Source organism: Xanthomonas hortorum pv. pelargonii, assembly GCF_024499015.1.
Lineage (GTDB): Bacteria > Pseudomonadota > Gammaproteobacteria > Xanthomonadales > Xanthomonadaceae > Xanthomonas > Xanthomonas hortorum_B.
In genome coordinates this window covers 1,773,930-1,785,719 of record NZ_CP098604.1, presented here as the reverse complement: position 1 = coordinate 1,785,719, position 11,790 = coordinate 1,773,930, and the positions used below count along the sequence as shown (strand labels likewise).

Genomic DNA, 11,790 nt, shown 5'->3' with positions numbered 1-11,790 from the left:
CTCTGCAACCTCTTGGACATTTTTTAGCCAACACAGATAAGTCTATCAATATCAATGCTTTAGGCGTGAAACACGATTGCAACAAAGAAAAATCAACAGTTGACAGACGTCTGCGTATCGGTATGTCTGCCGCTGTGCACAACCCGCACGGGTGGCGGTCGCGGCCAAGGCGAGGGCGGAGCAAGGCCGTCTCGATCTGTCAAGCCATCGGCGGGGGCCAGTTGCGTCGGTATCATGCCGGCCGATGCTGGAGTTCTCATGACCGTAGTCCCCGACGCCCCTGTCACCCCTGCCGCGCTGTCAGCCTTCCTGCGCGGTGTCGAACGCCGGGGTCTGGTGCTCGCGCAACTGCAATGCGGCGATGTTGCGGCGGCCGAGCGGGCCCTGGCTGCGGCGCTACGTGCCTTCAGCAGCCAGGCGGCAGGACGCCCGATGGCCGGCTGGCCGATGCGCTTCTGGAGCCTGTTGGCAGCTGCCCCGCCGTTGCGGCGCGAGCCCATGCCGGGCACTTGGCTGCCCCCGTTCACCGCGCTGGGGCGGATGCAGACCGCCGACCGGCTGGCGCTGCTGCTGCGTATCGTGGCCGGGCTGGAAGAAGAGCCCGCCAGCGAGGTACAGGGCATCGACGTGGCGGCGTACCGGCAGTCGCTGGCTCGCGCCTGCCCGCGCGATGCGGCCGGCAATCCGGACGCGCAGGCCTGGCGGGTGCTGGCCGAGGCGGCGCAGCAGGAGTTGCGCGAACTCACCCCGGCCCAGGTGAGTCGACTGGGGCAACTCCGCGATTCGGCCCTGGCCGGCATGCCGCTGCAGCCGGCGGCGGTAGCGCCCGTGGTCGCCGCTGCCGAGCCGCGTCGTCCGGCGGCGCCACGTGCGCGCCGCGCCCGTCAGTGGCATTGGCCGCGGATCTCGCGCCGCCACGCCGGCATCGTGCTGGCCGTGCTGGCGTTGGCACTGTTGCTCGCGGTGCTGGGCTGGTGGTGGACCCATCGCCGGCCCGCACTGCGACCCGAGCCGGTCTCGCAGGCGCCGGCCGGTGTGTTGCATGTCACCGACGCCGCGCCGGTGCTGGTGGAAGAACTTCCCGCCGCCGACCTGCCGGACGCAGCGGCAGCCCCCGCCATGGACCCGCGCGACCAGGCGATGCTGGCCGACCCGGATCTGGAACTGGCGCGCTCGGCGGACTTCTACGCATGGTATGCGGCCGGCCATCCGGTGCCGGCCGACGAATCCGCTGCGCATGCCACCGCCGCCGATCAGCCTGCCGCCCCGATGGAGACCGTCGATGACGACAATTAAGTGGTACGGGTTGCTGTTGTGCGCCGCTATCGACTTGGCCGGTGCGCAAGCCTTACCGACGCCGTTGGAAGAAGGCAGCGTTGCCGCACCGTCCAGCGCCGCGACGCCTGCAGTCTCGACTTCCGCGACTTCAACGCCCGCAGCTCCAACTTCCGCGACCCCGAGCGCCGCACAGCAACGCGCGCGCTGGGACGCCTTGACGCCTGCACAGCAGGCCGAGCTGCGCGCCCGCTATGCCGCGTGGAAAGGGCTTACCGCCACCGATCGGGTGGTGCTGCGGCAGGCACGCGAGCGTCTGCGTGCCTTGCCCGAAGACCAGCAGCGCGCACTGCGCACGCAGTTCACCGTGATGGATCGCCTGCATCGCGATGGCTGGCGCCTGGGCTCGCAGCTGGGCGCGTTCTATTCCCCGTTGCAGCCGTTGATCGGCTACGTACCGCCGGCACAGCGCGACGCGCTCTTGAGCGTGTTGCGCAGCCTGGATGCCGGGCAACTGGAGCAGTTGGCATTGCTGGCACAACGCACCCCGCCGCAGGAGCGCGATGCCCTGCGCGATGCCTTGCTGGCCGAGGCGCCTGCAACGCGCAATGCATGGTTGAAGCGGCAACTGGCGCGGTGATGTCGAAACCCTCGCTGTCGAAACGGTCAACGCACCGTCGCGCGTCCACGCGCCGATGGCGCATGGGAGGCTGACTGACCCACGTCGCACAGTGCGGGTAAGATGTCGGCCCCGCGCGACCCGGTGCCAGCGCCTCCCGGCACGGCCGTAGTCCGCGCAGCGATCGGTTTGTCATGTCTGTTTCTTCTGCACCCACGTCCGCGACGCCAGGCTTCGCTGCGGAAGTGCGTACCACCGGCCTGCTCGCGCTGCCGCTGGTGCTCGGCCACGTCTCTACCGGCCTCATTGGCTTTGTCGACAACGTCATCGCCGGCCACCACGGCACCGCCACGTTGGCCGCAGTCACCATCGGCACCTCGCTGTTGTGGCTGCCGATGCTGGTGCCGATCGGCACGCTGATCTCGTTGACCGCTTCGGTCTCGCAACTGGTCGGTGCCGGCCGCGAGCGCGAGATCGGCCCGTTGTTCCGCCAGGCGTTGTGGTTATCGCTCGGCCTGGGCGCGGTGATGTTCGCCTTCCTGAGCGCGGTACCGCCGCTGCTGCCCACCTTCGGGATTGCGCCGGACATCGTGCCGGGGGCGACCGACTTCCTGCATGCGGTGCGCTGGGGCGGGCCAGCGCTGACGTTCTACTTCTGCATGCGCTATCTCAGCGAAGGCATGCACTGGACGCTGCCGACCATGTTGCTGGGTTTTGGCGGCCTGCTGGTGCTGGCGCCGCTGGGCTATGCGCTGACCTACGGCAAATTCGGTTTTGCCGAGCACGGTGCGCAGGGCCTGGGTATGGCCTCGGCGATCACCATGTGGGTGCAGGCACTCGCGTTTGCGCTGTATCTGTGGCGCTCGCGCCGCTTCGCGCATCTGCAGTTGTTCACCCATCTGGAAGGGCCGCGCTGGCGCGCCATCGGCGATCTGTTGCGTACCGGCCTGCCGATCGGCATCACCGTGTTGATGGAAGGCGGGCTGTTCATCGTCACCGCCTTGCTGATCGGCCGGCTCGGCTCCACCGAAGCGGCGGCGCACCAGATTGCGATCAACGTTGCGCAGCTGTGCTTCATGATCCCGATGGGCGTGGCCGAGGCCACCACCGTGCGGGTCGGGCATGCGGTGGGGCGTGGTGATCCGCTCGGCATGCGGCGTGCGGCCTGGGCCGGCTACGCCATCGTGCTGGGCACCCAGGCATTGTCGGCCAGCGTGCTGTTGCTGGGCCACGACGCCATCGTGAGTGTCTACACCGACGATGTGGCGGTGGCGGCGTTGGCCTCGGTGCTGCTGCTGTACGCGGCCACGTTCCAGTTTCCCGACGGCATCCAGGTGCTCTCCAGCGGCGCGCTGCGTGGGCTCAAGGACACCCGTGTGCCGATGTTCCTGGCGATGTTCTCGTATTGGGGCGTGGGCATGCCGATCGGCGCCGGGCTCGGCCTGGGACTTGGCTGGGGCCCGCAAGGCATGTGGATCGGCTTGATTCTGGGCCTGACCGTGGCGTCGATCCTGATGGGCCTGCGTTTCCGCCAGACCAGCCGGCGCCTGACTGCCGACGCGACCCCCTGACTTCCAGCGCATGCCGTGCGTGCTGCGCAGCCGGTATGCTGGGCAGCATTACTTGCATGCAGCGTCATTTCGACGGAGTTTTCCATGAACCACCCCGTGCGTCGCAATCCCATCGCCAGTTTCTTCGTTGGCCTGTGGGATGTGATGAATTTCACCCGGCGCCTGATCTTCAACCTGGCGTTTTTCGGCTTTTTGTTCCTGATGCTGCTGCTGTTTGTGGTGGCGATCGCGCGTGGCGACGGCACCAAGCCGCTGGCCGAGCGCACCACGCTGGTGATCAACCCGGAAGGCACCCTGGTCGAGCAGTTCAGCGCCGACCCGGTGAGCCGTTCGCTGGCCAAGGCAGTCGGCGACAAGAGCGCCGAAGAAGTGCAGCTGCGCGACCTGGTGCGGGTGATCGAGGCGGCCGGCAAGGATCGCAAGATCGAACGGGTGCTGTTGAACCTGGACAAGTTTCAGCCCTCCGGTTTCGCCTCGCAGCGCGAAGTCGCCGCGGCGTTACAGAAGCTGCGCGCCTCCGGCAAGCAGATCGTGGCTTTCAGCGAGAGCATGAGCCAGGGCCAGTACCTGCTGGCCGCGCAGGCCAACGAGGTCTATCTCGACCCGATGGGCAGCGTGCTGCTGGAAGGTCTTGGCCGCTATCGCCAGTATTTCCGCGAAGGCCTGCAGGACAAGCTGGGCGTGGATGTGCATCTGTTCCGCGTGGGCGAGTACAAGTCCGCGGCCGAGCCGTACATCCTCGACGCGGCCTCGGCCGACGCCAAGGAAGCGGATCTGTTCTGGATGAACGACGTGTGGCAGCGCTACCTGGCTGACGTCGGTACCGCGCGCAAGCTGAGCCCGGCGCAGCTGACCGCCGGCATCGATACGCTGCCCGAAGGCGTGGCCGCCACCGGTGGCGACCTGGCCAAGTTCGCGCTGCAGCAGAAGCTGGTCGACGGGCTCAAGACCCGCGAAGAAGTCGATGCCTTGCTGACCAAGCGCGGCGTGGCCGACAGCGATGCCGATGCCGGCTTCCGCAACATCGATTTCGCCAGCTATCTCACCCAGTTGCAGGCGCGGCGGTCCATGGACAGCCGCCCGCAGGTGGCCGTGGTAGTGGCCGCTGGCGAGATCAGCGGTGGCGAGCAGCCGGCCGGCCGCATCGGTGGCGAATCGACTGCCGCGTTGTTGCGTCAGGCGCGTGACGATGAAGAGGTCAAGGCGGTGGTGCTGCGGGTGGATTCGCCCGGCGGCGAAGTGTTCGCCTCCGAGCAGATCCGTCGCGAAGTGGTCGCGCTCAAGCAGGCCGGCAAGCCGGTAGTGGTCTCGATGGGCGATCTGGCCGCCTCGGGCGGTTACTGGATCAGCATGAATGCCGATCGCATCTATGCCGACCCGTCGACCATCAGCGGCTCGATCGGCATATTCGGCATGGTGCCGAATCTGACCCGCGCCCTCGACAAGATCGGCGTGCATACCGATGGTGTGGGCACCACGCGGTTTGCCGGTGCCTTCGACATCACCCGTCCGCTGGATCCGGCCGCCGGCCAGGTCATCCAGGCGGTGATCAACAAGGGCTATGCCGACTTCACCGGCAAGGTGGCGCAGGCGCGTCACCAGTCGGTGGACGCCATCGACAAGGTCGCCCGTGGTCGCGTGTGGAGCGGGGCGCAGGCCAAGCAGCACGGCCTGGTGGATGCGTTCGGCGGCATGCAGGAGGCAGTGGCCGATGCGGCCGATCGGGCAAAGTTGAGCAAGGGCAAGTTCCGCGTGCGCTATGTCGAGAAGCCGGCCACGCCGTTCTCGCAGTTCATGAGCGGCTTTGCCGGCAGCCGCATGGGCGCCTGGATGCTGGGCGATTCGGCTATGGCACGCGCAATGCTGGCGCGCTCGCTGCCGGAAGTGGACACCCAGTTGCGCTTCGTCGAAGACGCCGTGCATGACAGCAAGGCCGGTGGCACGCCGGTCAAGTCGCTGGCGTATTGCTTCTGCGGTTTCTGACGCAGCACGTTTCAAGGTGATGCATCTACAACGCCGGCTTTGCGCCGGCGTTGTCGTTTCTGCGCTCAGGCGATGCAGTGATGCGGGCGCGCGCAGTCGCGGCTTCGACACAAAACGCGCGTGCTTCAGACACCAGATTTCGGTTACTGCGTGGCCGCGTCGATCACCTTGCGTTGGTCGTCTGCGGCCTGATCGGTGGCCGCCTGCACCGCATGCGCCTTGTTCAACGGTTCCTGGATATGGTCGCGCAAGGCGGTGGCCTGCGGCTCGGGCTTCTGATCGGTGGGCGCAGGTTGCGGTCGCTGACAGGCACCAAGCAACAACGCCAGGCTGGCTGCAGGAATCCAATGCAGTTTCATCGTCGTGACCTCGCTTGGGGTGGCGGTATCCTAACGCTCGGGCCGCACGCAGGCGTCAATCACGCTGCAGCGGCCGTTTCCTGCGTCTTGAAAGAGGATCACCCACGTGACAACCCATCGTTGGCGGCTGGATGGACAGACCGCGCTCATCACCGGTGCCAGCGCCGGCATTGGCTTTGCCATCGCGCGCGAGCTGCTCGGCTTCGGCGCGGATCTGCTGATGGTGGCGCGCGATGCCGATGCGTTGGCGCAGGCGCGCGACGAGCTCGCCGAAGAATTCCCCGAGCGTGAATTGCATGGGCTGGCCGCCGATGTGGCCGACGATGAAGAACGTCGCGCCATTCTGGACTGGGTGGAAGACCACGCCGATGGCCTGCATCTGCTGATCAACAATGCCGGCGGCAACATCACCCGCGCGGCGATCGACTACACCGAAGACCAGTGGCGCGGCATCTTCGAAACCAACGTGTTCGCGGCCTTTGAATTGTCGCGTTATGCGCACCCGTTACTGACCCGCCACGCGGCTTCGGCAATCGTCAACGTCGGCAGCGTCTCCGGCATCACCCATGTGCGCAGCGGCGCGCCGTACGGCATGACCAAGGCCGCGTTGCAGCAGATGACGCGCAATCTGGCGGTGGAATGGGCCGAGGACGGCATCCGCGTCAATGCGGTGGCGCCGTGGTACATCCGCACCCGTCGCACATCCGGGCCGCTGTCGGATCCGGATTACTACGAGCAGGTGATCGAACGCACCCCGATGCGCCGCATCGGCGAACCGGAGGAAGTTGCCGCGGCGGTCGGGTTTCTGTGTCTGCCTGCGGCCAGTTACATCACTGGCGAATGCATCGCGGTGGATGGCGGATTCCTGCGTTACGGGTTTTAACCCGCCTGCGCGAGTCAGGGGGCCGCGAGGTTGCTCGCTTGCGCTGCTGGTCGGTGCACCGCACATGCCATCTGGTGATCGCTGTAGGTTGCCAGTGGCTTTAAAACATCCGCCCAGCAAACGCAGCGCCGTCGAACTGACTGCCCTGTGCGCTAGACCGCTGGTTGCAGCATCAAGGCGTGGCGGACGGATTCGCGCAGCGGCTTTCGTCCAGCACCCGGCGCATTTGATCGTAGCGCTGCTTGCGTTCGGCCGATTGCGCCTCGTCGGAGAAGCGCCAGGTCGCCTCGGCCTGCTCGGCGCGTTTGCGCCAGGCCTCGCACAGGCTCTGATCCGGTACCGGCGCGCAGCGATCGGTGACCACCTCGCAGGCGCTGCCGCCGCCGGTGGCCGGCCCGCCCGCCAGGTTGGTGGTCTGCATCGGCAGGCAGCGCGTAGCCGGTTCGCGGTCTTCGGTGAAATAGCGTCCGTTGTCGTGCGCGGTGCATTCGAATAACGGCGGCGGTGGCAGTGTAGAGGTAGAGGGTGGCAGGTGACGGCGGCGCAACCGGTGCTGGTGCCGCAACGGGTGCAGCAGCGGGCGCCTCGGTTTTCGGGGTGGCGCGCGGTTGTGCAGAGGGCGCTGTGCGCGCAGGCGATGCTGCGCTCGATCCGCCGGGCGCAAACGGCACGGCGGCCGGCGCAGTCATCACTTTCTTTTGCTGCTGCATGCCTTTCGGGCACGGCATGTTCTGCACTGTGAGCGCGCCGGTCGGATCGGTGCAGCGGTAGATGGTCACGTCCTGGGCGCTGGCAACCGACATCCATCCCATCAACAACAACAGCAGACAGCGCCTCATGCGCCGCCGCAATCGCGCTGCAGGCGTGCGTCGATGCCGCGTTGTTCGCGGCTGAGGTCCTCGCGCTCGCTCTGCAAGGCGCTGTTGTAGCGCCGGATCAGCTCCCAGCGGCGATCGGCCAGCCGCCCGCAGACTTCCTGCTCCGGCAGGGCATGGCATTCGTCGCGGATCTGCACATTCCCGTAGGGCACGATCACCGTGCCGCCGCCGTAGCCGCCGCCGTTGTAGCCGCCCTGATAGCCGCCTTGATAGTCGCCTTGATAGTCGCGGCCACCGAAGCTTGCACTGCCGCGGAGGCTTCCACCTCGCCCGGAGCCGCCCTGCACCGATAGCGCCGGGCGCGGGCTCACCGAGATCGGCGGACGCTGGATGCCGCCGCCGTTGACCGGCGGGGCAATGCCGTTGCCCACATAGGCGGGGCCCCAGGTCGGCACCCAGCGCGGATTGCCTTCCGGGCTGTCGCTTGTGTAGCGGTTGCCGTCTTCGGTGGTGCACTCGTACATCGGCTGTGGCGGCTGCACGGTGATGATGCGCACCTCGCGCGGCGGCTGCGTCGCGACGGCGGCAGGGGCGAGGACGGCGCGTTCCGGTCGCGTCGGCGGATCCTGCGGGCGTTGCAGGTCCAGCACCTGCTGGCGCCCGCTGCTGCATGGCGCATCCTGCAGCGCGACGGTGCCCGTGCTACTGACGCAGCGGTAGATCCGCACGTTCGGATCGGGTTTGCTGGCGGTACTGGCCGCCGACGCAGGCAGCGCGGTGGCCATCAACAGAAGGGTCAGGACGGTACGCATGCCCGCAGTGTGCGCGTCTGCCAGGCTGTGGGCAAAGGGGGGCTGAACTGATTCGCGCGGCGCACAGCCGGATCAGTGGCGCGTCAGCCGCGTATCGGGGCAGTCGAGCGTTGCAGGACGTCAGGCTAGGTCGAAGACCGAACTCGTGCCAGTCCTGGCGTGCACGCGCGTCAGTCCAGCGTCCAGGTGTGCCGCCCTGACAAGCCACCGCATCCACTCAGTCGCGCAGGACCTGCCCGCTGCGCGCATCGCGGATCTGGGTCGGCTGCGCCAACGTGCCCACCACGCCATCCACCACGCCATCGATGCTGGCCAGCAGGGCCGGATCCAGCGCCTGCCGGCTGCGTGCGGGTGACTCACCGGCCAGGTTGGCACTGGTGGACACCAACGGGGCCCCCAGGCTGCGCAGAGCGCGGCGACGACCGGATGCGCGCTGATGCGCACGGCTAGCCCGTCATGCTCGCCAGTGACCCAGCGCGGCGCCTGTGCGGTGACTGGCAGGATCCAGGTGTGCGGGCCCGGCCAGCTGGCCAGTACCTCCTGCTTGCGCGCAGGCTCCAGTGCGTCGAAGTCCACCCACTCGTGCAAGACGTCCACGCTGGCGGCCACCACGATCACGCCCTTGTCGACCGGGCGCCGCTTGATCGCCAGCAGCCGCAGCACGGCCGCTTGCTGGCGCGGGTCGCAGCCCAGTCCCCATACCGCTTCGGTGGGGTAGGCGATCACGCCACCCTGGGTCAGGGCAGCGACGGCGTTATCCAAACTGAGCGCAGGGCTGGGTGCCGGTTGCATCGTGCGACTCAGCCTGCCGCCTTGCTCGCCACTTTCTTGACCACACGCTTGGCGGCCTTCTTGGCGGCGGTTTTCTTGGCCGGGGCCTTTTTGGCAGCGGTCTTGGTCGCAGCAGTCTTGGTGGCGGTCTTCTTGACCGCAGTCTTCTTCGGCGACGAATCCTTGACCGTATTCTTCTTCAGCGTGGCCTTCTTCGCACCGAAGCCCTTGCGCACGGGTTTGCCGGTGTCGGTCAGCAACTGCTGCACTTCTTCGAAGCTCAGCGACGCCGGTTCGCGATCCTTGGGGATCTTGCCGTTGAGTTTGCCGTCGCTGATATACGGGCCGAAGCGGCCGTTGAGCACCTGGATGTCGCTGCCTTCGAATTCCTTGATCACCCGATTGCGTGCGATCTCTTCCTTCTCTTCGATCAGGAACACCGCGCGTTCCAGATCGATGGTGTACGGGTCGTCTTCTTTCTTCAGCGAGGCATACACGCTGCCACGGCGCGCAAATGGCCCGAACCGGCCGATACCGACGCTGACGTCCTGGTCCTTGTCCTGGCCGAGCGCGCGCGGCATTTTGAACAGTTCCAGCGCGTCTTCGATGGAGATCGAAAAGATGCTCTGGCCCGGGCGCAACGAGGCGAACGTGGGCTTTTCTTCGTCTTCGACCGTGCCGATCTGCACCATCGGGCCGAAGCGGCCAATGCGCGCACTCACTTCCTTGCCGCTGACCGGGTCGGCGCCGAGCACGCGCACGCTGCCGGCGTCGGTCTTGTCCAGCGAATCCTTCTTGTCCTCGACCAGTTCCTTGAACGGGCCCCAGAACTTCTCCATCAACGGAATCCATTCCGCTTCGCCACGCGAGACCGCATCCAGATCGTCTTCGAGCTTGGCGGTGAAGTCGTAATCCACGTAACGGGTGAAATGCCCGGACAGGAACTTGGACACCGCACGGCCCACGTCGGTGGGACGGAAGCTGCGGCCTTCCATCTCCACGTACTTGCGGAACTGCAGGGTCTGGATGATCGAGGCGTAGGTGGACGGACGGCCGATACCGTATTCCTCCAGCGTCTTGACCAGCGCCGCTTCGGTGAAGCGCGGCGGCGGCTGGGTGAAATGCTGGTCGGTGACGATGCGGTCCAGCGGGATGTTGTCGCCGGCCTTCATCGGAGGCAGCTTGCGGCCCTCGTCCTCGTCTTCGCTGCTCTTGGTGTCCTTGCCTTCTTCGTACACGGCCAGAAAGCCTGCGACCACCACCGTGGTGCCGCTGGCGCGGAACACGTGCTCGCTACCGGCCGACAGATCGACGCTGACGGTGTTGAGCGTGGCCGGAATCATCTGGCAGGCAACTGCGCGCTTCCAGATCAATTCGTACAGACGGCGCTCGTCGTCGGACAGAAAGCGCGCGACCTGCGCCGGTGTGTGCAATGCCGAGGTCGGGCGGATCGCCTCATGCGCTTCCTGCGCATTCTTGGATTTGGTGGTGTAGGTGTTGGGCTGATCCGGCAACGAGGCGGTGCCGAAGTCGCGCGCGATCACGTCGCGGATTTCCGCCAACGCGTCCTGCGACAGGTTCACCGAGTCGGTACGCATATAGCTGATCAGGCCGACCGAGCCCTCCTCGCCCAGTGCCACACCTTCGTACAACTTCTGCGCCACCTGCATGGTCTTGCGGGTGGTGAAACCGAGCTTGCGCGAGGCTTCCTGCTGCAACGTGGAGGTGGTGAACGGCGGGGCGGGGCGGCGCTTGCGCTCCTTGCTGGCCACGTCGGTGACATGCAGCACGCCTTGCGCCGCCTTCTGGATGCGCAGCCGCGCGGCTTCAGCGGTATCGCCGTCGGTGACGGTGAACTGCTCGAATTTCTGCCCGTCCAGCTTGATCAGGCGCGCGTTGAACGGCTGCGACGGATGCCGGCATTGCGCATCGATGGACCAGTATTCGCGCGCGATGAAGGCTTCGATCTCTTCTTCGCGCTCGACGATCATGCGCAGCGCCGGCGACTGCACGCGGCCGGCCGACAGGCCGCGCTGCACCTTGCGCCACAACACCGGTGACAGGTTGAAGCCGACCAGATAATCGAGCGCGCGACGTGCCTGCTGCGCATCGACCAGGTCGGCGGCGATCGCGCGCGGCTTGAGCATCGCTTCCTTGATCGCACGCGGGGTGATCTCGGTGAACACCACCCGCTGCATCGGCTTGTCCTTGAGCAGCCCGCGTTCTTTCAGGATCTCGGCGATGTGCCAGCTGATCGCCTCGCCCTCGCGGTCCGGGTCGGTCGCCAGAAAGATGTCGTCGGCGGTCTTGGCCGCACGCGCAATGGCTTCGACATGCTTTTCGTTCTTTTCGATCAGGTCGTAACGCATCGCGAACCCGTTGTCCGGATCGACCGCACCTTCCTTGGGGACCAGGTCGCGCACGTGCCCATACGAGGCCAGGACGGTGAAGTCCTTGCCGAGGTATTTATTGATCGTCTTGGCCTTGGCGGGCGATTCGACGATGAGCAGGTGCTTGGGCATGGTGGTTAATTCTTTGGGCAGGGCCCGGGGGGCAGGTAGCGTGGCCTAATTGGCCGGTGGAGGGAAGCAGATCGCCTGTTTCCCACACGTCAACGCCCGGGATGGTAGCCCGGGCGTTCATTTCTCTTATTAGAAAGATCACGGCAGACGCCGCCGTGTCAAGCGGCTTCGGCTACG

At 66.4% G+C, this 11,790-nt stretch carries 8 protein-coding genes and 2 pseudogenes; 5 read left to right on the top strand and 5 right to left on the bottom strand.

All coding sequences use genetic code 11. The annotated features are described in order from the left end of the window. The first annotated feature begins 258 nt into the window (after positions 1-258). From NDY25_RS07995 to sppA, 4 genes are all read left to right on the top strand, one after another. The gene (locus tag NDY25_RS07995) at positions 259-1,296 is read left to right on the top strand and encodes a hypothetical protein (RefSeq protein ID WP_251754951.1); all 1,038 of its coding nucleotides are present in this window, start codon (positions 259-261) and stop codon (positions 1,294-1,296) included. Further along, a complete protein-coding gene (locus NDY25_RS07990; protein ID WP_168959907.1) occupies positions 1,283-1,915 on the top strand; it encodes a DUF3106 domain-containing protein in 633 nt (210 codons plus the stop codon). The genes NDY25_RS07995 and NDY25_RS07990 overlap by 14 nt, the downstream gene beginning before the upstream one ends. A 173-nt stretch (positions 1,916-2,088) precedes the next feature. Further along, a complete protein-coding gene (locus NDY25_RS07985; protein ID WP_168959908.1) occupies positions 2,089-3,465 on the top strand; it encodes an MATE family efflux transporter in 1,377 nt (458 codons plus the stop codon). An 84-nt stretch (positions 3,466-3,549) separates the two neighbouring features. Continuing rightward, positions 3,550-5,448, top strand: a complete 1,899-nt coding sequence (gene sppA / locus NDY25_RS07980; RefSeq protein WP_168959909.1) for a signal peptide peptidase SppA — start codon at positions 3,550-3,552, stop codon at positions 5,446-5,448. Between the two features lie 143 nt (positions 5,449-5,591). Here the strand turns inward: sppA and NDY25_RS07975 are convergent, their stop codons facing one another. After that, entirely contained in the window at positions 5,592-5,807 is a 216-nt protein-coding gene (locus tag NDY25_RS07975) for a hypothetical protein (RefSeq protein WP_023905392.1), read from the bottom strand. 106 nt (positions 5,808-5,913) lie between these two features. Between NDY25_RS07975 and NDY25_RS07970 the strand changes: the two genes are divergently transcribed. Further along, complete coding sequence (locus tag NDY25_RS07970) at positions 5,914-6,690, top strand: SDR family oxidoreductase (protein ID WP_104650048.1); 777 nt, start codon at positions 5,914-5,916, stop codon at positions 6,688-6,690. Positions 6,691-6,862: 172 nt separating this feature from the next. Here the strand turns inward: NDY25_RS07970 and NDY25_RS07965 are convergent. From NDY25_RS07965 to NDY25_RS07950, 4 genes and pseudogenes are all read right to left on the bottom strand, one after another. Beyond that, a pseudogene (locus NDY25_RS07965) lies at positions 6,863-7,529 on the bottom strand (DUF4124 domain-containing protein). After that, a complete protein-coding gene (locus tag NDY25_RS07960) occupies positions 7,526-8,320 on the bottom strand; it encodes a DUF4124 domain-containing protein (protein WP_168959911.1) in 795 nt (264 codons plus the stop codon). Before NDY25_RS07960 ends, NDY25_RS07965 begins: the two are co-directional and overlap by 4 nt. A gap of 217 nt (positions 8,321-8,537) precedes the next feature. Continuing rightward, positions 8,538-9,112: pseudogene (gene tsaC / locus NDY25_RS07955) on the bottom strand (L-threonylcarbamoyladenylate synthase type 1 TsaC). A gap of 8 nt (positions 9,113-9,120) precedes the next feature. Next, complete coding sequence (locus tag NDY25_RS07950; protein WP_168959913.1) at positions 9,121-11,613, bottom strand: DNA topoisomerase I; 2,493 nt, start codon at positions 11,611-11,613, stop codon at positions 9,121-9,123. Between the last annotated feature and the right edge of the window lie 177 nt (positions 11,614-11,790).